The organism is Gardnerella sp. c23Ub_4 (assembly GCF_055804115.1).
The window spans coordinates 120,330-142,340 of sequence record NZ_JANUYO010000002.1; the positions used below are offsets into that span (position 1 = coordinate 120,330).

Genomic DNA, 22,011 nt, shown 5'->3' on the forward strand with positions numbered 1-22,011 from the left:
CCGCTCGGCTGATTTGGCACATAAAGTCCACTGGACTTTATGCTTGAGCCAAATCACGCTTTGACTGAGCTTGAAATGCGTTATGCAATTTCAAGCTCAGTCAAAGCGCCTTTCGCGCTACGCTCTAAGCAAAAAAGGCAGGTCGTCGCGAAAACACGACAACACATAAGTATAGAGCTACAATGCACGCAATCGTAATTGTTCAGCCAAGATAGAACGATCAATCTTGCCTTCAACAACACTTTGAATCCACTGATATAACACATTATCGAATGGGTTTAGGCTGTCCTCAATATCAAGCAGAATTCCATTATTCCTAAGCAAAGCCACACAAGTTAACACCGTTGTGCGCTTATTAGCATCAGGAAAAATGTGATCTTTAGATAGATGAGTAGCAAAATCTGCGATCTGGTCAAAAATATCCATATAATCATGTCGCTCAGCTGGAGATTTATCGAAAATGATCGCAAATGTAGAATACAAAACATTTTCAACACTGCCCTGAACTTCTTGCTTAGTAGTAGAAAGTCCTTGACCATTGTCAACAATATCTCGCTGAACAGAACACACTATTCCAGCAAAAGCAATAATCTGCTCATCATTCCAAACGAGAGTATCATACTTGCTCATGCATCACCAAGAATACGTAAAGTATTAGGATACTGTTTTTTCACAGCATCTACAGCACTGATAAACGTATTTTGCATAGTAGGATACGAAGCTATATCAGATGATTGAAGAATATCGTTAACTAAAATCGGTTTTTTCTGTGCAGAATCGTATACGTTATGCCATGCGCCACCAAGGCGATGCGCATAGTTTACTAAATCGAACGCGCTCATCCAACCATATTTTTCAACAACAGACTCTACAATCTGCGAAGCATACTGACTTGTTTCATGATTAGGCGCATGAGTAATGCGATTGCGACCAAATTGCTTAAACGCGTTATATACACTAGGTTCTACAGGACCATATTCCCACGCTTGAATCTCATCAGTAAATAAAGGTTGACTAGGATTATTACGTAAAGCCTCAACTTGCGCAAAATATACGAGCTTGTTTAAAGCGAGATTGGTTAATGTTAACGTCTTGCCATGCTTTTCAATGAAGATTGCTGCTATATCTAATGCTTTCATGTTCAATCTCCTTTCAACATATACAAGTATGTAAAAAGTCGCTAACACTTAACTTTTAATAGAATTCTAAAGGCGGATGAGGCGAGATTCGAACTCGCGGTAGGTTTCCCTACAACGGTTTTCAAGACCGTCTCCTTAGACCGCTCGGACACCCATCCATGTGTGCTAGTCGCACTATAAGCACGCAAAGCACACAAGCGTATATTTTACCATAATCCCTAGGAAAAAACGCGCAGGCTCCGCACCTAGTCGCGTCTATTCCCCAGTAACTCTAGCAAGTACACAAACATGTTGATGAAGTCCAAATAAAGATTAAATGCGCAAATAATCGAAACGCGCTTAATCATTTCTGGCTGATTAGCATACGCTTCAAAAATCGCACGAGTCTTCTGCGCATCGTAAGCCGTAAGACCTGCAAAAATCAACACCGCAATCGCAGCAATAAATCGCATAGTTCCAGCGCTTGGAGCAACAAACATAAGAATTACCTGGCTCACGCACAACACCAACAAAGCCACCATAAGAATCGGGCCAGCCTTAAGCATATTCACTTTTGTAGTAAGCGCAAGCATTGTAAGGCACAGGAAGAATCCAGACGTTAAAGCCAAAACCATTGCAATAGAGCCTAGGCTAAACACAGTAAAGATCGTGCTAAGTGTAAAGCCTGTCAGTGCCGCATACGCATAAAAAAGCGCGCGGGCTGCCACAACACTCATTTTCATAACGCGCATTCCAAGCACAACAGCAAGCACCACTTGCGCAATAATAATGCCGAAGAAACCAAACCTACCCGTAGCATACAAGTAAGAGTAAAGCGCACCCGTACTTTGTGTAAACATTGCAACAAGCGTTGTGACGATTAGTCCAACGGTCATTTCTGCGTAAACTCGACGCACGCTCACGCGCTCAGCATGCTCGCGCACATAAGTAGCTTGCGAGTCTACAATTGTTGGGTTTTGCGCAAAATCGCCAGCATAATTGCCATTAAAATTTCCAAAATCTCCCATATATCCTCCTAAATTCTTATTAAGTATCTAATTATAGTACATTTGTACGACTATGCGTGTCGTGCTACAAAAAGCGGAAATAGCGTTCACGCGCTCTAAGAGCGAAGGCAGGTCGTCGCGTATTAGATTGTTACGACTCAGGCGCATCCTCCACGCGCGGCGCACCATTAATATCGCGATGAATCCCCTGCATTTGCGCCTCAATGGCCTGCAAATTCTGCGCACACTCAAGCAGCGTCTTGGAATGCTCCGCCAACTTTGCATCCGGCAAATCCGCCTTATAACGCAACGCATGCTCCAAGCTCGCCCAATAATCCATTGCAATTGTGCGGAATTGCACCTCCACCGGCGTGTAATGCGCGCCCGACGACAAAAACACTGGCACAGCGTAAATCACATGCAAGCTGCGGTATCCATTCGGCTTTGGGTTTTTAATGTAGTCCTTAACCTGCAGCACCTGAATATCCGTTTGCTTGGAAAGGTATTGCGCAACCGCATACACGTCGTCGCGATAGTTGCAAATCACGCGGATTCCAGCCACGTCGAACAGGTTGTCGCGAATCGAACGCGTTGATATGCTTAGGTTTCTGCGGCGCAGCTTCTCAAAAATCGAGTGCACGGATTTTAGTCGCCGCTCCATGTGGTGCACGGGGTTGTGCGAAAATCGCACCTGAAACTCGCCGTCCAAAATCTCCAGCTTGGTGCTGATTTCGTACATCGCGCCTTCGTACACCTGCATCATGTTTACGAATTCGTCCATTTGATCGGGCGGAAGATGCGGCGTTTCGCTTTTTATAGATGATTTTTGCGCGGACTTTTCGTCGGCGGTCGCTTGCGACTTTTCCGCGACTGGCGCATTTGTCGCAGCGGCGTCTGGCGCCCCACCATCGCCAGCCCCTTGTAAGCTTGCGTAAAGTTCAGCCAAATTTAAACGATTATGACGATCAAGTATCACGTCTTTTTATTTTACTCGCAATTTTGCATTTGTTTACCAAATAGGCCAAAACGTAAACAAACGCAGGAAAAAGCAACAAAATCGAGAAATAGCGCTAGCATCACTTTGCGCGCGAAGGTATGTCGCCGCGCCCTCTTGTAGCTCAAAACCACATGTAGAGCTACAAACACGGGAAGTTTTACTCAACCATCTATTAGTTCTAAATACTTATTAGCAGCTTTACGTATTTTCGCAGAATCAATCCAGCCATTCGTAAATGATTTATTAACTGAATGAAGTAGCGTAAATAATGCGTTTGTAAGATTTCTCTTTCCTTTAGCTATGTTGTATAGATTATCAAAATGAGCTGCTTTATTCCTAATCTCTTTAATATAAATAAGATTTTTTGCTATTGTCTTCCTATCCTCATCATATTTTTTATTGCTCTTGGAATCATTCACAAATGGAAATGCGTTACATATAGATATTTGCCAAAGTTTTTGCTGTATGAGATTGTTTTTTGTTGTTTCAGAAGATCCAATAAGTTTTACCCACGTTCCCCACATTAGTTTAGATAAAATGTCATCATGAGTTACACTGCTACCAGCATGAGCGTGAACTGCGATTTTTTTTGCTTCATTGATTTGATTTTTTATTAAGTCTTTAACTAAATCTGGCGTATATAGAGGATTAGTCCATGCTTCATTTTGCTTTTCTTGCAATGCAAGTTTGCGAAGCTCTAAATCAATTGAATTACGCACGCATATTTCCACGTATCCGATCTGCTCGTGTAATATTCCTGCTAATTCATGATTTGATTTGCATATAAGCATGGCTGTGCTCACATCATTATTCGCATCGCGCATATAACGTTCAAATCGTGCAACGCCGCAGAATTGTTGCGCTTCTTGAAGAGATATAAAAGATGTATTAACAGCCATTAAGACATTGTACATCTAGTTTGATATTTAACGCAGAAATACAATCACAAAATGAGTTGCGCAAAATGATTGCAAAAATACAAATCGTTATAGAGTGTGATAGAATTGACGTACCTGTGTAGGTTGCTCCTACACGTGATTTCATTGAGCTCTTGTTCATTTTGGACAAGAGCTCAGTTGCTTTATTCACATTCTGCAACTCAAAAGCTACAAATTCGGGAAAAGCGCTAGTGCAGTTTAACCACGCCGCGCCCAACCCATAGTATGTGCTTGCCGCGAACATCCCACTTGCGCCGCTTCTTACCAGCCGCCGCCGTAATCATCATGGAAAGAATCGCCGCCGAGAAAATCATCGCTATAACAAACAGCGTCATCCAAAGCGGCCACTGCACATGGTCCTCTGGCGCCGCAACAGGGTCTGGCAGCACGCGGTACCCCGTAACCAGCAGCCTATGCGAGTTAATTCCGTACGGCGTGCAAGTAAGCAGCGTTGCCAAATCGCGCCCAGGCTCGCGCTGCAGCAAGCTTATATCGTGCGGATCCACCACGTTTATGCGAAACACCTTGTATCGCAAGGTCTCGCCTTGCACGTCTAGATAAAAGTAGTCGCCCTTTTTAAGCTCGGTTAGCGAGTCGAACATGGTTGCGTTCGGCAAGCCCGTGTGCGCGGTGATCACGGTGTGCCGCCCCTTGCCGCCCACTGGCAAATCCGTGCCGTACAAGTGACCAGCGCCTCGCGCCAGCGTATCTTGCAGCGTGCCGTGGTAAATCGGCAGCTTTACGCCAATCTTCGGAATTTTTACGATGCCGATAATGCCCATCGGCTCCTCGAGCGTTTTAAGATAGCGCTTGTACGCAGGCGTGTTAGTTATGCTTTCCTGGCCATCGCCGCCGTACGGGTCTCGCGTAAGCATGTCTTTGCGCGCTGCGTTGTAGCGCTTTGCATCGCGAATGTGCGCGCGCCGCACGTCGCCAGCCTGGTCGTGGTTGTACTTATCGTACGCAGTGGAAATCTCCTTAGAAACGTGATTGTTCCACAGCGTTGAGCACACAGGGTAGCTAAAGCACAGAATGCCTGCAAGAACCAGAGCAATCGGCTCTAGAATGCGCATCAGCGCGCTTTTCTTTTTAGTTATTTTTTTAGTTGTTTTTTTAGTTTTAAGTGTATTTTGGTTTATTTTTTTGTTTATATTTTGGCTTGAGATTGAACGTAATGTTTGCTCTTCGGCTGCTTGCGATTCTTCCGCAACAGCGCGCGCACGCAATGAGCGGCACAAATTGCTAATATCGGCTAGCTTCATAACTCCTCCAAGCTCAAGCTATTGAATGAAAGATAATATTTGGTTTGATTTTGCTACAAACGCAATGAGATTTTGCACTTTTCTAGCTAAACAGTCCACATAGGATTGAGTCTAGGGTTTTTGCCCTAGACTCAATCGTTTATGGATTTAATCTTATAGACTCAATCACTTATGATTTGCTGATTAAACTAAGCAAATCACGCAGCCTGCTGCTCTTCTTCCTTCTTGCGATTCTTAAGGAATACGAACATACCAGAGCCAACAAGACCGAGGCCAATAAGCGCAAAGATAATCACGCCTGCAGCACCAGTTGCTGGAAGGTTAAACCAGTTCTTGCCGCTTCCATCAGGACCGCCGTTTGGAAGATCCTTGAAGGTGTAGGTGAAGGTCGTATTGGTAGCGTTATATTCAGTTCCAGATTGTTGAACAGTAACTTTCTCTACCTTTGGAGAAAGAACAAAGCCAGTTGGAGCCTGAGTTTCCACAACATATACATCTCCAACCTTAACTTCAAAAGCACCAGTCAAACCAGTGCCGTCAGTAGTGCCGTTTGTTGCACCATCAAGACCATCAGCAACAGTGGTACCTGTTGTATAGCCCTTAGTAGCCTTGTCCTTGCAGTTAGCAGCAGAACGATTCTTATCTGCTGCGCAAGTATCAGCATCAGACTTCTTAGCAAAGACCGCGAACTTAGCACCAGAAAGAGCTTCATCCTCTTTTACTCCGTTAACCTTCTTAATCTGGAACTTAACAAGAGTTACCTTTGTATCTGGATTATTATCTGGAGGATTAACTGGGTCTGGAGTCTTACCACCCGCGCCATGGCCTGGCTGGAAACCATACTTGTTGTAGAAGTCACCAGTAGGTGCATCTGGAGCAATCTTAAACGTAAACTTAACAGTTAACTGTGGAAGCTGAGCCTTGTTATTGGTATAAGCAGTCTTGATGGCGTCAGCAATGGCAGTAAGGCCATCCTCGGTAAACGTTACCTTAATGCGAGCACGTCCACTTTCTGGACCCTTTGCATTAGTAGTGGAATTCTGTTCAACACTAACATTGTAATTAGTTTTACTAGTACTATTAATAATATCAGTCGTACCAATCTTGACTTCCTTAACCAAAGCCTTAGCGTTTTCATTACTGAGATTAGCAGTCACATCAGAATACGCACTAATCAACGCATCATCCCACACAGCAAAGCCTTGCAAATCATCCTTTGTGTATTTATCAGGAGTGTTTGTGGTTGTTGTAGTAACATCGGTTGTAATGGTGTATGGAACCTCATCACCAGCACCAACAGTGCCAGTGGTGTCAACCTTCTTCTTAATATCAGTTAGCTTGTTCTTTGGCTCTACTTGTACATCATACTTGTAGGTGTTAGTTTTGCCATCTGCGCTAGTGACTTCTGGAATCGTCATGAAGAATGGGCTAGAAAGACCAGCATAGCCAGCTGGTGTCTTGGTTTCTTCAACCTTGTAAAGACCGATCTCAAGGTCAGAGAACTTTGCTTCGCCTTTGACTTTACCGCTTTCAGTCTTATCAGCAGTTGAAACCTTTTTAGGAGTGCCAAGAACCAAATTAGTATCATTTGGATTTGTGTTCAAAGCTGAAACCTTAGCGGCAACCTTCATCCAGTCGTCGTAGCTCTTAAGGTTTAATTCAGCAGTATCACTGCTATTAAACTTCTTAACCTTAGTAACAGTGAATTCTGCTCCAGGAACTTTTTCTGCCTTTTCCTGGTTGCCTTGAGCATTCAGTGCATACTTCCACTTGATAATGTTGATGGAACCCTTTTTGTTGGATTCAAGAGTCGTATCCCATGGAGCCTTTTCTGGAGTCTGATCAGCCCAAGCGGAGCTGCCAGCAACCACGGCGCCAGCAACGCACAGCGTGCCAGCCATCGCGAGCGAGGCCACCGCGGCCACGCACTGCTTTGTTATCTTATTCATATTTTCTCCTTGTTTGTTTTGTTCTTGCGAACACTTTGAGAGATATGTGTTATGTTTTGTGTTGCGCACGGTCGGCGGAGTCATCGCAAAGCCGCATGAACTCTGTCGGCGGCTACGATTTGCGCCGCGCGCAGCAAGATTAAATCCGAACCATGCTTCGGCATAATTGTCGTTACTATGTAACGCAACTACGTAACGCCATTGCCGACATATGGAACGTTGACACTGCAGTTTTTAAGCTGCAGAAAATTTTCATCAGCATCGCCACCTTTCGCTACGTCGCCTTAAAGCGCGAAGCTTTTTGGCAGTTTTGCGGATAAAAGCTTTAATTTTCACATTGCGCATCAGTGTCTCGCGCAACAACGCCTTACGCAGCAACGCCTCCAGCATCGCGCGCCCCCACTTGGTCTGGTCAAGGAAGAATCCAGCCGCCATAGCGCCCGTGCCAAGCACGCACACAACGCTCATCAGCATGTTCCAATTCACGCGATCTTCCCCACCCGTCTTTGGCAGCGCGAATTTAGGCGGATCGATCACGGTCACATTAACAGCAATTCTGTTCCAGTCTTTTCCAACGGTTACGCCGGCAAGCTGATTTGTTTGCATATTTGTAGACGAATACTTGTTACCTTCAATAAGACTTCCCTTAACAGTGTTATTAAACACCGTCAGTGCATTCGACTTCAACGCAAACACAGCGCACGTGTAATTTCCAGCCTTCTGAGGTACGCCAGCAATATCGTCTTCACTGCGAGACACAGCGCTTTCTATGCTGTCCTGCTTCCCATTCTTCGTAAAACCATACAGCAAGTTAGCCATGCAGTTCTTACTATCTTGACTGCAAGACTTTCGCTGCTCAGCACTTGCAAAAGCCCACGGCTTTACACTTTCGCCATAATTCTGATTAAGGTGCATATTGAGCGTATCGTCAAGCCCGCTACTCCACTTTTGCTCGCCTTGCTTAGTGCACATCATGCGCAATGAAATATTGCTACGATCTTTCAAGCTCCACGCGAGCACATACGGATTCTTAATAAGGCTCGTTCCGCTCATAACGGTAAGAGAATTAGCACCACCAAGCGTGTCATGAACAGGATCAGCGTCTTGGGATCTTAGCAATGTCATCTTAAGATCCTTGTCAGCTCCACTGAGACCTCCAACCGTAACTTTCGCATACACAGGCTTACCGTTGTTTCCAGAATCCGGGTCGTCCGAAGTGGAGCCATCCGGGTAATGGATGACAATCTCTTTCAAGTACGCTTTAGGGGCAACAGATTGATCTGGATGGAAGGTCACTTTGCCGTAGAGAGTGCCGTCATCCTTGGCATTGTGCTTGCCATTCTTTTGCTTGGAAGGATTGTCAGGCTTATTGCTTTGCTCACCAGTTTTATCGGCAGCGTTATTAGAAGCCCAATACGACCAGTCTAAAGACACCTTGTTTCCAGCAGTGCCGTCAGCATTTACCTCAAAGCCTTTTGCGGCATCCTTAAACTCAAACCAAGTTCCGTCCGGAAGCGCACCAGCCTTCACAGCATCCTGGTATTTATCCGCACCGTTAGCCCTCCTAACGCTTTGCGGCACAGCATTCTCAACCTTTTGACCAGCCGTAACGCTCACATCAACATACTTCGGGTTGTAGTAGTGGTTGTCGTTGTGAATGTGGATTGGTATTGCGCGATACTCGTAGTCAACACCTTTAACCGCGTTTTTGTTGCCGTTATTACCATCAAGCTTCCACTTGAAGTCTTTCAAAGGATCAGTGTTATTCTTACTTGCATCTTTGTTAAGTGCACCAACAGCTGCATCGAATCTAGCAAGCAAATCGTTATTGTCTGTCTTAAACTGTTTTGCTTTAATCGCGTAAGCTACGCATTCGTAGTCGCCGGATTCGTTAGCCTTGCCTTTAATCCACCCACGAGTACGCTCAGTGGTATCTTTTGAGTTACCATTTGCAATGTAATCGTCGTATAGCTGCCTATCAGGATGGCACTGACTTGCATCCTTCTCGCAAGCTTTCTGCGCTGACGCATCTTCAGTATGATTCCAAATCTTTACATCTTGCATCTTAATACCAGCAATACCGCCCGACTGGTAGTGAGACTTAGTGCCGTCTGAATTAATCTTATTGCAAATTGTGCGCAAATTGATTTTTCCAGGCTTATACTTGGACCATGAATCAAGCCAACGGGTCGTCTTTTTAGAAGTACCAAGTTCCTCGCCCTTAGTGAGTTTGATTGTAGTATCATTCCAATCGCCGCTACCTTCACGATCGCCAACATTCAGCCGTAAATTACCAGCATCCTCATCATGCGATCGCGTAATGTCTACCTTCGCATAAATAGGTTTACCAAGATTACCAGAATCCGGATCTTCAGAAGTAGAACCGTCCGGATAGTACACAATAACCTGCACTTTGTCAGAACCAACAGGGAACCACTTGTGCGGTCGGAACGTCACCTTGCCAAACTGACCCGTGCCATTCTTAGCTGAATCACCAGAGTCAGCTTTATTATCTTGATCATCCTCAAAGAATGTGTAGCTTAAAGGTTTCTTAAACTTAAACCAAGTTCCGTCCGGTAGATCACCTTCACGCACATCGTCTTGCGACGTATTAGCATCGTTGGCAGTCTTCTTGCTCTTAGGCACCTCAGTGGCTTTTTTGGTACCAGCCTCCATGCTAATAGTCTTATACTCTGGGTTGTAGTAGTGAGCATCACTATGCACATGAATTGGGAAGGTTACCGAATCCCAATCGATATGCCTTTGAGTGGCTTCTTGAGGACTATCTTCACTACCCGGCTTATCTGTTAAGACTGATTTAATAACATCTTCAAACTTGCGATTACCCGGATTCTTTACAAAACCTTCTACAGCACTATTAAACTTAGTTTGTAAACCACCCTTCTTACCATTTTTACCCTCAAGGTCTTTAATAGCGTACACAGTGCATACAAAGTCGCCATTTTCCTTAACCTTGCCATGTAACCAACCCCAAGTGCGCTCTACGGTATCATGCTCATCACCGTATAAGTAAAGGTTACGGTTGCAGTTTTTACCATGAACCGTACATTCATCCTTATTCTTTTCAGTAGCTCTTGTCCATTGTGATGGTTGTTTATCAATAAATTCACCGCTTGTAGTATTACCTTTTCGACCGGCAAGTGTCAGACCATTAATACCATCAATCTCATAGCTTTCAGGTTTACCAGTTTGTGGATTCTTTTTATAGCAAAGCATGCGCTGATAAATTTTTCCTTGCTTAGCACTTGACCATGAGTCAAAGAACATTGGCTTAGTGTTACCAGTAGCGTCGCCTAACACTTCATCTTTACGGAAACGCATACCATTGTTATCATTGTCTTCAATTCGTCTTCCGCCATATTGCGAATAAACATTGAGTTTTAAATCATTTTTTTGGATTGGTTGACTAGTTACCTCTACAGGCGCATACACAGGCTTGCCAAGATTACCAGAATCCGGATCTTCAGAAGTGGAACCATCTGGATAATGCACAATTACAGGAGCAAAATATTCACCAAGCGTTACAGTTTTTTCTGGAGAAAAAGTAACTTTGCCATATCTAGCGTCAGTAGTACTATCTTCAGGCTCATCCTTGCCTGATTTCTTGTTACTTTGCTTATTGACAAATTTATACCATGTAAGAACATGTTTACTATCCTTAGGATACTCTTTTAGCTCAAACCAAGTGCCTTTTGGCAACCTAGTACCATTCTGCACAAGCTCCTGTTGACTCTTGTCATTAGCTTTCACGCCGTTAGCACCAGAATGGCTTACTGGAGCAGCCGATTCTTTAGACTTACCACCAGCCTGCACATATACCTTATCGTATTGAGGATTATATTTGTGAGCCAAAGAATGCGCAACAAAAGTTACTGTCTTAGACTGCCAGTCGTATTTTCTAGTATTATTATTCAGAGTAAAGTCATGTTTTTTTGCTTTGGCAGCATTATCAAAATCAGTTTTTGCTTGGCTTCCATCTCTCAAAGCAAACACGCGGCAAACGTACTTACCGCCCTTATTAGGCATGCCAGAAATCTCACCACGCGAACGTTCAATAGTAAAAGCGTCACCATCATACAACTTTGAATTATTGCACGTTCCATTAGTGAAGCAAGATTCCTGCTCCTTATCATCAGCGTGAGGCCATTTTTCAGTCTGCTTAAAAGTCAAACCATTAAAAGTATTATCGTTATACTCCTTGGACAGGTCACTAAAGGTATAGTCTGACTTTTCTACTTTCCCACCTTTTTGCGTTGTTTCCTTCCAACAGAGTGACTTTAACGATATTTGACCAATTTGATACTGAGCCCACGAATCAATCCAAATACTTGGTTTGAGTGGATCGTTAACAGTAATAGTGACAGAACCATTATCTCCTAAATTAGATCCTGCATAACCGTTATGAATATTCAACTTCAGCTCAGAATCTTTAGGATTTGGACGCTTAAGATTAACCGAAGCATACACTACGCTCTTATTAAAATCTCCATTTGCATCAGCATTACCTGCATCGTCATCAGTAGAACTAGAACCATCCGCATAGTGAACTACTACAGGAGTACGGTACTTCCCAGAATCTCCAGGATCCCTCCATTTGTTTGAATAAAAACGTACTTGCCCATTATTTTTATCTTGAGATTCTATGCGCGACCAACCAAGAACTGAATCGCTCTTTAGAGTATTCCTACCAGATTTTTTCGTATACTGTTGCAGTTCAAAAGTAGCATCTGACGGAAGAGGTCCAACTTGAACAATATCCGAGTGTTTCTTGCTTGCGTCCTTAACACTTTGTGGTTTGGCAGTGTAAACAATCGGCGTAACATATCTCTGATCATCACCGGTTTTTTCTGTCAAATCAACTGGAGTATAAACAGGGTTGTACAAGGACGCCTGTGAAACGATCTTTATTTTAGTTGGGTGCTGCTCCGTAACGAAAGAGCCACGATCATAATACTTACAGTTATACGGGTATCTAGAAGGATTAGGATAAGTAATTTTTGTCCCAAATTCAAGAACTTTGCCCTTATCTTCTTTTCTAGGATTATAAGTTACATGACCAGTTCTGCTATCAATATACACAGAACCCTCAGGCATATTAGATGGAGAATTAACTACTTTTACACCTTTAGGAATTTTGTTAGTAAGTTCATATTTTATTCCAAGATTGGTAGGCAAATTAGTAGTCGTACCACCATCGTATTCAAAACTGCCCTCCGAAGAATTACCTTCCCACTCACCGGTTTTTGCAAACGGTTTCATTGTAACAGGACGATGATATGTAGTAATAGGAATATTATCTTGCCCATACTTTTTATCATCTGAATTATTGTATTGAGGGTATGAAATCTCATCACCATTTGTCGTATTCATTTTTACTTGATGCTCAATGTAATCAGGAATACCATCACCATCAGTATCAAATGGACCCATAGCAGCCCACTTGTTACGTGTACCACTTCCCCAACTGCCAAGAGTACCATTTGAATTCCAACCAGCGATAATAGGCAATGTTTCCGGATTAACACCATCCTCAACGAAAGCCTCTATGTGCCACTTATATCCATAAGTGGTATCAGCCTGTCCCCAATCGGCTAGCACGCGACCAAACTTATTGCTGGAATCATTTGGATTATGCGGACTACCTCGCCATTTACGAATTTCACAAAAACCATATTGATTCTTAAATTCGCCGCAAGTAGCGTTATCGCCATATTTGCCAAAAGTTGCATTCCAAACAGTCTGAAAATCGTCATCGCCATCAGCGTAAGAGTAATTCCTACCTGTAGCAAATTCTGCAGGACGTTGATGATTATGTTTTACTTCATTTGAAAATACAAATTTATGTAATCCATTGTCAAAAGTACGCACTGTTTTCGTTCGTGTAATGTAAACAGAACTCTTATGATTTTCATCCCCATCCCTAAGACCCTTTGGAAGAAAAACAATAAAAAGCGGTCTACCTTCCCAAGACGCACCATCCTTAGGCTGATTGCCGTGAGGAAGTTGTTTCAACGAAGCAGAAGCAAACCCAATGGACTCCTGGTTGAAAACAATATCCCAGCTGATCTTAGTTCCGCTTTTGCCATAATCACTATCCCACTGATTATATTCGATATTCGGATAGGTAATAGAGATATCACGAACAGCATCGCCAACCCAGAAGTTGCCATCAGTAAAGTAGCCATTGCCAGCGTAATCCCACCAAGCCTGAGTTGCATTTGCTTCTTTTACCGGCGGCACTATGAGCATGGTTACTATGGTGGCAAAGGTGACAATTATTGCGAGAATCGAGTTTTGCAAGATATGCGATTTTCTTGCTGTTTTACCTACGTATGAGCCTAATGAATCATTCTCAGATGATGAAGAATATGAGGAAGAAGATGATGAAGAATTTACTTGCATATTTGAGTACGAATAAATTGGCGCACTGTGGTAATCGGAATCTGGGCGCGTTGAATAGGTAGAGTCAGAACCAGCAGGCGCATCTGCCACGCTATTCGCATTGTCAGTATCGCTCACAGAAAAAACCTTCTGCGCAATACGGCACACGCGAGATGTGAAACGAGCAAACTTTGCAGGTAACATAATCGACTCACCTTCGATTGTCATTTTTGGCTAGTTTGTACATCCTAGCCATTTTGGCAATTTCGGCCATTGCATAAGCAACACCCTGCTTTTACATGAATCCCAAAATTGGGCAGAATACTACACGTATCCAGTACAGAAGTACTAAGAGCATTCAAATACATGAACTAGCATTTAGCAATCGCAACATTTACACAACGCTTAATGCAATTCCACATGTGAGCACAACAATAAAGCAGCAGAACGCGCAGCTTTACTAAAGTACTCAAGCAAAAGCATTTAGCAAATATACCCCCCCCCCCCAGAACGAATTGCAAGTTAAAACCTCTACAAATTGCGGAGTGCGTAAAAGTTTTTATAATGATTGACTTTTGCAAAAAAATCTATTGAATACTAGATAATAACCGAATACTTTTATGTAGTAAGTGAAGTGTTTTTTGTGACCCGCGTGTCGCAAAAACCACAACATCTTGTGGTTTGGGTGCGCGCGAACCACAAGCGCGCAAGCATCGCGGCTAATCAGCGCTAGCGATTTCCCGCACTTTGTACCAAATTCAACCCAAATCACGTACAAAATGCGGAACAACCTTCCGCACTTTGTAGCTCTAGACAGCGCTCTGCTTGCGTTATATTTGTCTCATCAATGATGCAAATATAACGAATTTTGGCAAAAAGTGTTACAAATGCCTCACCGCTGAGACAAATATAACGAATTTTGAGCAAAGCACTCAGGTAGGTCGTGCCGTTCGCGCGCTACGCTTTAAGCGCAAAGGTAGGTCGGAGCGCAAACACACTACATCAAAGCGCGAAGACAGGTCGTAGCGCACATTTGGAGCAAAACACTAGAACATTATAAAACCCTAAAACTCTAACTCAGGATTCTTTAACAACTCATCAAACATCGCATGATACAAGCGCAAATTCAAAGACTCTATCCGCGTAATAGTCGAGATTTTACCGCCAGCATCTTTCGACGAAGCGCCACAAATATAAACAGCCTCATCATCCGTCCCATAATCTATAACTACATACCTATCGTGATACTTCCTACCAGCAGTCTTAAACTTCAAATCAACACTAGGATAATCGCTTACAAAATCGCTCAACATGCTTTCCGTAAGCATATTCTTATTCCTAGCATTATCACTAAAAACTACAATTTCAACACCTTCCCCAGCAAAGCGTAATAATTCCAACGTTTTAAGACCAATATAATTATCTACAACATAAATGCTTTTCTTAGCTGACTTATATATTTTGCAATACGCAAGATCCGCTTCTATTTTGTTACCGCCCATAAGAAGAAAATGTTTATACGAATCTGGATTAATAAAATTATCCATTACCTTATTAAAATCTTCCTTCGTTGCCATTTGAGATTTTATTTCCGCTATATCTTTAGTATTCTGGTTTGTTTGAATCGCAAGATGCGCTAACTCGTTCGCGCCAATAAAATCCTTATTTTCAACAATATAATCCTTCATTTGCTTAAAGGTTCTAATAAGCGCTTTCGACTGCATTGTGGCAAGTTCGCCTCTTAACACTGTCATAAGCATATAAATACCTTGCTCAGTAAAAGCATATGGAAGTGACCTGCTTTTAGAACTAATATTTGCGGTCAAAAAATTTGATTGCAAATATTCCAACTCGGATTTGCTTAGCTTAAACATAAAGTCGTTATCAAACTTTTCTATGTTATTTTTTACTTGTTGATTGAACGCTCTTGTACTGTATCCGTATATTTCAGCTAAATCCACATCAAGCATGACTTTTTGATTGCGAATGTTATAAATTTTTTCTTTTATCGCTTTAGCGTCTATTATCATTCCAACAGACGCGTTTTTAGATTCCGCAATCGTTAAATTTTTATTCACATCTACCATAAGATCACTCCTAAAAATGTGCGTAAAACCTAGCGCCGTGCAACAAAAACTACACTTCTGACACAAAACCCATAAATCACAAGCAAAATTACAAAATCAATCGCAAGCCACAAAACATCTAACAACTAGCAAAACTAGCATGCATCAGCGCATAAATATAATTCTACAAAACAAGAGGATTTACCGAAAATGTTGCTCAAATCGGCAAAATCAACAACCAAAAGCGGAAAGGTCGTTTGCGTGTTACTGAAAATCATCAACAATTGCTTGCATTATTAATGACATTTACGTTACATCATATATAATTGTCGTATATATTTATGCAAAAGTACAAAACTCCCCACAAAAGCATAAGAGTAGGAACCAAGATGACTACAGCAACAACAGACGTGGTAAACGTAAACTTTCGCACAAAGAAAGAAGACAAACTCAACGCAGAACGAGTTTGCAAAGAACTCGGAATCTCTATGAGCGCCGCGCTGAACGTGTTTATCAAAACGATTGGTCGCGAAAAGAGAATACCGTTAGATTTTTCGCTAGACCCATTTTACTCGCCGTCAAATCAGGCATATTTGAAATCGCAGATTGATGGCGTTAAAAATGGCACCATAAAGCTCGAAGAGCACAATTTAATCATGGATTAGATTAAACCTTAGGATTCAAACAATGAGAAAAATTGCTTGGACTCCAGACGCTTGGAGCGACTATCTCTATTGGGAAAGCGATAATAAAACTCGTAAAAAGCTTAACAATATTATTAAAGAGATTATGCGGAATCCAATCGATGGAAAAGGTAAACCCGAACCACTTAAAGGAAACTATTCTGGTTGTTGGAGTAGACGAGTAAGCGATAAAGATAGAATCGTATACTCGTTTACAGATGACACGATTATAATTTATGCATGCAAAGGCCACTACGACGATAAATAACGCAAAAACACAAACAACGCGGAGGCAATACTACGAGCAGCTTAATTAGGCGGCAGATTCTGCCAGAGTTTATACCAGTTGGCGCGCGAATTGTTGTGCGAACGTACAAAATCGCGCAATTAGGCGGCGGCGAAAGATTACAAAACGCTGGCAGCACGCAAGCAAACAATGGCTGTGCTCAAACAGACGACGCCAGCACGCAAAAAATCGAATACCACGACGCGATTGGTCACGTAATCAGCTGGGACGGCGAAACATTGCATCTTATGCGCGACGCGGCAGCAAACGGAAGCAGACCCGAGCAAGAAATGTTCCTCGACGCGCGTACAATCGTGCGATTAAAGCCAGTACCCGAGCGCAAACATCGCAGCTAATATGCGCAAGGCATGTAGTGCGATTGTACTGAATTTCAGCGTTTTTTAATACAAACGCACTACATAACTCCGCATTTTGTACGTGATTTAGGTTGATTTTGGTACAAAGTGCGGAAAGGCAGGTCATGTCGTTAGCGCGGTCTAAGCGCGCTAACGTCTTCGCCGCGCAGAAGCAGTGCTTCTGCCTTGAGCGGCTCAGCGCTCCGAATTGCCTTTTCGCGCTACGCTCTAAGCGAAAAGGCAGGTCGTATCACGCAACCACGCCGTTGGAAATCAGCTCGCGCGCAACCTCGCGATACTCCTTAGCAGTCTTATGCTCAGGAGCAAAAATCGTAATCGGAACCGCCGCAACAGTGGAATCTGGCAGCTTAATCGAACGCGAAATAACAGAATGCAACACGCGCCCCTGGAAAGCCTCGTAAATCCTTTGCAAAACCTCTTCGCTGTGCAAAGTGCGCGTAAACATGGTAACGAGCACGCCAAACACTTGCAAATCTGGGTTAATTCTGTGCTGCACTTTTTCAATCGACTGCATAAGCAGCGCCACGCCTCTAAGCGCAAAGAACTCCGCAGCAACAGGAATAATCACACCATCCGCCGCCGTAAGCGCATTTACAGTGAGCAAGCCAAGCGAAGGCTGGCAGTCAATAATAATAACGTCGTATTCGTTACGAACTTTGCGCAACACGCCAGCCAAAATCTGCTCGCGACCAACCTCGGTAACAAGCTGCACCTCTGCAGCCGAAAGATCGATGTTTGCGGGCATAACATCAATGTTTTCTGTGGCAGTGCTACGAATCACATCGTGCACGTCTACAGAAGAATCAAAAAGCGCCGTGTAAACAGTGTTATCAAGCGCGTTCGCATTAATCCCAAGCCCCACCGTTGCAGCGCCTTGCGGATCGAAGTCAACAATTAAAACGCGCCTACCGTATTGACTCAGCGCACCAGCGATATTGATGGAGCTGGTAGTTTTACCAACGCCACCCTTCTGGTTACACATAGCAATAATGCGCGCAGGACCGTGCGTTGTAAGCGCATCGGGCGCGCGGAAAGTCTCATATTCGCGTCCAAGTAAATCAGTAGGCATACGCTCCAGTCTATCAAAAGGTATGTTCAGTGGGTTTGCGCGATGCGGCGGCGAATATCACACCTATCTTGCGCGCGGATGGCTCATAACATACGCCTCCATAAGCGCGTCTGGACTTATATGCGTGTAGATCTGCGTTGTTGTAACGGACGCATGGCCAAGCAGCTCCTGAACTGTACGAACGTCGGCGCCGCCCGAAATCAAATGCGTTGCAAAGGAGTGACGAAGCGTGTGCGGGTGCAATTCTTTGCCGATTTTTGCCATCTTGCCAGCATGCGAAATCGCCTCCCACGCGGATTGGCGAGACAGCGATTTGCCGCGTTTGTTGAGGAAAATCATGTGAGAATTTGCGGATTTTGATGATGCGTTTGATGATGAGTTTACTTGCGACTTGAGTTGCGACTCTGCGGAAGCTTCCGACTTTTGCGCGCGACTTGCAAGAATCGGCCTAGCTTTATCTAAATAATCGCGCAACGCACGAACCGCACACTTTCCAATCGGCACAAGTCTCTGCTTTTGCCCTTTTCCGCTAAGCCGCACAACCGATTCCGCTAAATCAATATCCTCAAATTTTAAGCCAACCGCTTCGCTAACGCGCGCGCCCGTAGCGTACAAAAATTCCACGAGCGCACGGTCTCGCAGCGAGACGGCATCTGTGCTACCAAAGCCGCCAGCCGCATCGATTACGCGCTCAACTTCGCTAATGCTGAGCACGTCTGGAAGATGCTCCGACTGCTTAGGCGCTTTGACTTCTGCAGAAGGGTCGCTTGCGATTTGCGCGTTGGAAAGCATGAATTTGTTCCACTCGTGGATGCTTGCGATTCGCCGCGCAATCGTGCGAGGGCCTAACCTTTGCGCTGCCATTGCTTGTGATGACATTGCTTGTGATGACATTGCGCGCACGTATTCTTCAATATCTAGTTGCGTGATTTTGCTAACATCGTTGATTTTTCGGGCTTCGCGCAGCCAGTTCGTGTATTTTGTAAGATCCGACTCGTAAGCTTCAACGGTTTTTGGAGAAAGCCCGCGCTCCACGCTTATGTGGTTTAGAAATTGCTGGATTTTTGAGGAAAATGGCGATTGTTGCGATTGATTTGCATGCGATTGTTGCGATTGATTAGTGCTCGGCTGATGCGATTCGGTCATATGATAATTATATGCCGCTCGAATCTACCAGTTCGAGTTGCGCAAATCGCAAGTAACCACAGAATCGCTAAACGCCACGCCAACAATCTGCTCGCCACTTTGCGCGCTTTGAATCAGCTGACTTTGCCAATCACCTGGGCAATCAAGCGCAAATCGAAGCTCGCGCAAATAGCCATCTGACTCATCGCAAGCAACCGCGCGCTCTTTATACTTGTATTCGCGCCAAGAATCAGCCTTAGCAAAAAACGCGCGCTCATCGCACTCATCGCTCTCCTCAAGCATCTTCTTAGCAAAACTCAACTCCGCAATAACGCTACCCAGCAAATCCGCCACATTTCGCCGATTTTCCACAACCATCGCACGCGTGCGATTCGGGTCTGTAAGCGCCACTCGCGTCATATCTCTCCAAGAACCAGCCGACATTTGCAACGCAACATTGCGATTCTCGTTTTCACACAAAACATTCGCAAGCGCTGTAGAAACAACGTGCGGCATGTGTGAAATCAGCGCCGCAGAAGCATCGTGTATAGAATCGTTCAACACAAGCGCGCGGTTTCCACACAGATTAACAATCACGCGCAAAACCGCCAAAAATCGCCAAAAATCGCTGCTCTCATCAACGCTAACTGCCCAAAGCGCACCGCGCAGCAACTCCGCGCTCGAAGCCTGCCAACCCGTAAACTCGCTTCCAGCCATAGGATGTGCGCCAATGTAACAATCGCCAAGACCTGCAGCCTTAACCTGCTCTCGCACAAGCCCTTTAACGCTGCCAACATCCGTCAAAGTAGTGCGCTGCTTGTTGATTCCGCGCGAAATCTCGCCAAGAACTTCTGGCATAGATGCAAGCGAATTGCACAAAATCAAAACATTTGGCTGCATGCGCGCAAGATCCGCAACGCTTTCAACGCAAGTGATTCCAAGCGCTCTCGCCTCTTTATACATTGTTTGATGGCGATTATACGCGTACACTTTGCAGGAGCCAGTCGCAGCCAAACGCTTTGCGATTGATCCGCCAATAAGTCCAAGTCCTACAATACCAACAGAAAATTTTTGAGAAAATTCAGCATCTTCTACCATAATAATTCTCTTTCTGCATGCATTACGTTCAAAGTGCGCAAAGCATCAACTGAAGCATCACCCGAAGCACCAGATGAAGCCTCAACCGAAGCCTCGCCTACAGCATCAATACACACTCCGCCATTAGGCAGCATCCAATCATTCATAATCGGATTATTGCGATTATTAGAAGGATACACCGCTAAAACTCGCACCCAATCACCATGTTCAACAACCTCTTGAATCATAGCTTTGCACGTAGAATCCCAAGGAGCAGCATCAACAGTGGCAATAAAACTATATAAACCATCTTGACCTTTAATCGGCCTAGACATAAAAGAAGTCATATTAAGACCATGATCGCGCACAACGTCAAGCAAATTTGCTAGCACTCCAGCACCTGTACAACGCGGAATAAAAGCAATAATCGAAGAAAAAGATGAATAGCATTCGCGATGCATACTAACAAAACTTAAAGCCTCATCTCTAGGAGCTAACACTAAAAACTCAGTGCGCGCGCCAGAAAAATCTTCAACGCCTTCACTCACAATTTGCCTATTGTATAAATCAGCACAAATTTTAGGGCACAAGGCAACTTCGCCATTAACTAAATCCCTACAAGCAGCAGCATTTGAAGACGCGGTTTTTTCTTTCAATCCATGCTTTTGAGCAAACTTACGACATTGCGCCAACGCGTGAGGATGAGCAACAATAGTCGAACAGTTATCGATTGAATCCGACTGGCAAACAACAGCATCAAAACTTATATCAACGCCCAAACGAGCAATGCCAACCATATTTTTTGCATCAATTAATAAATCTAAATTAGGTATTACTACGCCTTCAATATTGTTTTCCCACGCAATAATACCCAAATCGTAGCAATCTTCAATTTTGCTAGCAATATTACGAATATTCTCACACGCAGTTGGAATAAGACGCAAAGTATCTAACGATTTACATTGTTCTTTAACTTTTAAAGCAGCTTGATGAGTAAAAGAACCTTCAGGCCCTAAATAGCATAATTTGCGGTCACTACTGCTGTTCTTATTGCTATTCATGACTATATTGCTATTCATGACTATTCCTCAAACTACTTTAAGACTATAAGACTAAGACTACTGTAAATAAGACTACTCTAAGACTATAAGTAAGACTACCTTACACTGATTTGGCACCACTATTTAGCGCCACTACCACTTATTTAGTGCCACTATTTAGCATCAGAAACAACAAAGAATTTATTAGGCATACAAAGCAAAACTGCGTGAGCAATAATCACGCCATAAAGCCAAAAATATCCAGCATTTTGTGCAATCCACGGAAGATTATCCACGCCAAAGCCAATGGCAACTAGCACGCCGCGAAATGCGCCAAAAACTCTAAACCATCCAAGCGCAATCATCCACACAACCGAACAACACACGATTGCATGCAAAATAAAGCCAAACATGCCACAAAGCATGCGAGCAAAACACGCGCTCAAAGTAACAAGCAAAAGCGCGATTACAAGACCGTACGGAAAGCCGTACATAGCGCCCATTCGGTGCGCAAACGTGCCCAAAACCGCGCAAAATGCCGCCAAAACGCATAAAGCCGCACACTTGCTAGCAAATAGCACGGAATGCGACTTTATGTTAAACATCATTTTAAGG

17 protein-coding genes and 1 tRNA gene are annotated in these 22,011 nt (G+C 43.8%); 3 read left to right on the top strand and 15 right to left on the bottom strand.

Annotated features, from left to right (window positions below):
* Window positions 1-177 precede the first annotated feature (177 nt).
* The 10 genes from NYP67_RS05115 to NYP67_RS05160 all read right to left on the bottom strand — a co-directional run bounded on the left by NYP67_RS05115 (window position 178) and on the right by NYP67_RS05160 (window position 15,760).
* A complete protein-coding gene (locus NYP67_RS05115) occupies window positions 178-630 on the bottom strand; it encodes a Fic family protein (protein WP_004574676.1) in 453 nt (150 codons plus the stop codon).
* Entirely contained in the window at window positions 627-1,139 is a 513-nt protein-coding gene (locus NYP67_RS05120) for a Panacea domain-containing protein (RefSeq protein ID WP_004131913.1), read from the bottom strand. Before NYP67_RS05120 ends, NYP67_RS05115 begins: the two co-directional genes overlap by 4 nt.
* 73 nt (window positions 1,140-1,212) lie before the next feature.
* A tRNA-Ser gene (locus NYP67_RS05125) sits at window positions 1,213-1,297 on the bottom strand.
* A gap of 87 nt (window positions 1,298-1,384) precedes the next feature.
* A complete protein-coding gene (locus NYP67_RS05130; protein ID WP_473411260.1) occupies window positions 1,385-2,146 on the bottom strand; it encodes a Bax inhibitor-1/YccA family protein in 762 nt (253 codons plus the stop codon).
* Window positions 2,147-2,276: 130 nt separating this feature from the next.
* Window positions 2,277-3,101 (bottom strand): GTP pyrophosphokinase, encoded by an 825-nt coding sequence (locus tag NYP67_RS05135; protein ID WP_415691491.1) that lies wholly within the window; start codon window positions 3,099-3,101, stop codon window positions 2,277-2,279.
* Between the two features lie 182 nt (window positions 3,102-3,283).
* On the bottom strand, window positions 3,284-4,021 hold the full coding sequence (locus NYP67_RS05140) for an Abi family protein (RefSeq protein WP_415693841.1): 738 nt from the start codon (window positions 4,019-4,021) through the stop codon (window positions 3,284-3,286).
* Between the two features lie 227 nt (window positions 4,022-4,248).
* On the bottom strand, window positions 4,249-5,322 hold the full coding sequence (locus NYP67_RS05145) for a class C sortase (protein WP_473411261.1): 1,074 nt from the start codon (window positions 5,320-5,322) through the stop codon (window positions 4,249-4,251).
* A 197-nt stretch (window positions 5,323-5,519) separates the two neighbouring features.
* On the bottom strand, window positions 5,520-7,271 hold the full coding sequence (locus tag NYP67_RS05150) for a SpaH/EbpB family LPXTG-anchored major pilin (protein WP_473411262.1): 1,752 nt from the start codon (window positions 7,269-7,271) through the stop codon (window positions 5,520-5,522).
* A 255-nt stretch (window positions 7,272-7,526) separates the two neighbouring features.
* Entirely contained in the window at window positions 7,527-13,901 is a 6,375-nt protein-coding gene (locus NYP67_RS05155; RefSeq protein ID WP_473411263.1) for a hypothetical protein, read from the bottom strand.
* Between the two features lie 836 nt (window positions 13,902-14,737).
* Window positions 14,738-15,760, bottom strand: a complete 1,023-nt coding sequence (locus NYP67_RS05160; protein ID WP_415695032.1) for an ORF6N domain-containing protein — start codon at window positions 15,758-15,760, stop codon at window positions 14,738-14,740.
* A 368-nt stretch (window positions 15,761-16,128) separates the two neighbouring features.
* Between NYP67_RS05160 and NYP67_RS05165 the strand changes: the two genes are divergently transcribed.
* The 3 genes from NYP67_RS05165 to NYP67_RS05175 all read left to right on the top strand — a co-directional run bounded on the left by NYP67_RS05165 (window position 16,129) and on the right by NYP67_RS05175 (window position 17,064).
* Complete coding sequence (locus tag NYP67_RS05165; RefSeq protein ID WP_415695030.1) at window positions 16,129-16,404, top strand: type II toxin-antitoxin system RelB/DinJ family antitoxin; 276 nt, start codon at window positions 16,129-16,131, stop codon at window positions 16,402-16,404.
* Between the two features lie 22 nt (window positions 16,405-16,426).
* Window positions 16,427-16,690: a Txe/YoeB family addiction module toxin gene (locus tag NYP67_RS05170; protein ID WP_004121095.1), complete on the top strand. Its 264-nt coding sequence runs from the start codon at window positions 16,427-16,429 to the stop codon at window positions 16,688-16,690.
* A gap of 95 nt (window positions 16,691-16,785) precedes the next feature.
* Window positions 16,786-17,064 (top strand): DUF6725 family protein, encoded by a 279-nt coding sequence (locus tag NYP67_RS05175; protein ID WP_032842986.1) that lies wholly within the window; start codon window positions 16,786-16,788, stop codon window positions 17,062-17,064.
* 250 nt (window positions 17,065-17,314) lie between these two features.
* Here the strand turns inward: NYP67_RS05175 and NYP67_RS05180 are convergent, their stop codons facing one another.
* The 5 genes from NYP67_RS05180 to NYP67_RS05200 form a co-directional block, all read right to left on the bottom strand.
* The gene (locus NYP67_RS05180) at window positions 17,315-18,154 is read right to left on the bottom strand and encodes a ParA family protein (protein WP_415680753.1); all 840 of its coding nucleotides are present in this window, start codon (window positions 18,152-18,154) and stop codon (window positions 17,315-17,317) included.
* Between the two features lie 63 nt (window positions 18,155-18,217).
* Window positions 18,218-19,300 (bottom strand): site-specific tyrosine recombinase, encoded by a 1,083-nt coding sequence (locus NYP67_RS05185; RefSeq protein ID WP_473411264.1) that lies wholly within the window; start codon window positions 19,298-19,300, stop codon window positions 18,218-18,220.
* Between the two features lie 24 nt (window positions 19,301-19,324).
* Window positions 19,325-20,377 carry a prephenate dehydrogenase gene (locus NYP67_RS05190; RefSeq protein ID WP_473411265.1) on the bottom strand — a complete coding sequence of 351 codons (1,053 nt, stop codon included), beginning with the start codon at window positions 20,375-20,377 and terminating at the stop codon, window positions 19,325-19,327.
* Window positions 20,371-21,435, bottom strand: a complete 1,065-nt coding sequence (locus NYP67_RS05195; protein ID WP_115794158.1) for a prephenate dehydratase — start codon at window positions 21,433-21,435, stop codon at window positions 20,371-20,373. The genes NYP67_RS05190 and NYP67_RS05195 overlap by 7 nt, the downstream gene beginning before the upstream one ends.
* Before the next feature lie 134 nt (window positions 21,436-21,569).
* The gene (locus tag NYP67_RS05200) at window positions 21,570-22,004 is read right to left on the bottom strand and encodes a hypothetical protein (RefSeq protein ID WP_004131887.1); all 435 of its coding nucleotides are present in this window, start codon (window positions 22,002-22,004) and stop codon (window positions 21,570-21,572) included.
* Window positions 22,005-22,011: the final 7 nt, after the last annotated feature.

Excerpts from the sequence above, each read along its gene's own strand:
- NYP67_RS05145 (WP_473411261.1), bottom strand. The coding sequence starts at position 5,322 with ATGAAGCTAGCCGATATTAGCAATTTGTGCCGCTCATTGCGTGCGCGC.
- NYP67_RS05160 (WP_415695032.1), bottom strand. The coding sequence starts at position 15,760 with ATGGTAGATGTGAATAAAAATTTAACGATTGCGGAATCTAAAAACGCG.
- NYP67_RS05185 (WP_473411264.1), bottom strand. The coding sequence starts at position 19,300 with ATGACCGAATCGCATCAGCCGAGCACTAATCAATCGCAACAATCGCAT.
- NYP67_RS05155 (WP_473411263.1), bottom strand. The coding sequence starts at position 13,901 with ATGACAATCGAAGGTGAGTCGATTATGTTACCTGCAAAGTTTGCTCGT.
- NYP67_RS05115 (WP_004574676.1), bottom strand. The coding sequence starts at position 630 with ATGAGCAAGTATGATACTCTCGTTTGGAATGATGAGCAGATTATTGCT.
- NYP67_RS05130 (WP_473411260.1), bottom strand. The coding sequence starts at position 2,146 with ATGGGAGATTTTGGAAATTTTAATGGCAATTATGCTGGCGATTTTGCG.
- NYP67_RS05165 (WP_415695030.1), top strand. The coding sequence starts at position 16,129 with ATGACTACAGCAACAACAGACGTGGTAAACGTAAACTTTCGCACAAAG.
- NYP67_RS05195 (WP_115794158.1), bottom strand. The coding sequence starts at position 21,435 with ATGAATAGCAATATAGTCATGAATAGCAATAAGAACAGCAGTAGTGAC.
- NYP67_RS05180 (WP_415680753.1), bottom strand. The coding sequence starts at position 18,154 with ATGCCTACTGATTTACTTGGACGCGAATATGAGACTTTCCGCGCGCCC.
- NYP67_RS05140 (WP_415693841.1), bottom strand. The coding sequence starts at position 4,021 with ATGGCTGTTAATACATCTTTTATATCTCTTCAAGAAGCGCAACAATTC.
- NYP67_RS05170 (WP_004121095.1), top strand. The coding sequence starts at position 16,427 with ATGAGAAAAATTGCTTGGACTCCAGACGCTTGGAGCGACTATCTCTAT.
- NYP67_RS05120 (WP_004131913.1), bottom strand. The coding sequence starts at position 1,139 with ATGAAAGCATTAGATATAGCAGCAATCTTCATTGAAAAGCATGGCAAG.
- NYP67_RS05200 (WP_004131887.1), bottom strand. The coding sequence starts at position 22,004 with ATGATGTTTAACATAAAGTCGCATTCCGTGCTATTTGCTAGCAAGTGT.
- NYP67_RS05190 (WP_473411265.1), bottom strand. The coding sequence starts at position 20,377 with ATGGTAGAAGATGCTGAATTTTCTCAAAAATTTTCTGTTGGTATTGTA.
- NYP67_RS05150 (WP_473411262.1), bottom strand. The coding sequence starts at position 7,271 with ATGAATAAGATAACAAAGCAGTGCGTGGCCGCGGTGGCCTCGCTCGCG.